Origin of the sequence: Shewanella sp. AS16, from assembly GCF_021412365.1 — a bacterium.
In the GTDB taxonomy this organism is placed as follows: Bacteria; Pseudomonadota; Gammaproteobacteria; order Enterobacterales; family Shewanellaceae; genus Shewanella; species Shewanella salipaludis.
On record NZ_JAKCLK010000411.1, the window covers coordinates 1 to 282 of the forward strand.

Sequence of the window (282 nt, forward strand, 5' to 3'; positions counted from 1 at the left end):
GACCGCCTTTGTGCTGATAAAAACGCAACATCACAGCAGCGAATGGTATTGCCGCTTTGTCACGGTGGTTACCGAAATGCCAGAAGTGCTGGGGTTCTGGCGCATGGCTGGTGAATACGATTATCTGATGCGCGTCCAGGTTGCCGACATGAAACGCTACGACGAGTTTTATAAGCGTCTGGTAAACAGTGTACCGGGGCTGTCGGACGTCACTTCCAGCTTCGCGATGGAACAGATTAAATACACCACTTCTTTACCCATCGAATAAATATCCAGAATCAA

1 pseudogene is annotated in these 282 nt (G+C 48.9%); it reads left to right on the forward strand.

The features are described from left to right. Positions 1–268: pseudogene (gene decR, locus LZP73_RS20880) on the forward strand (DNA-binding transcriptional regulator DecR); the annotation flags it as partial. Between the last annotated feature and the right edge of the window lie 14 nt (positions 269–282).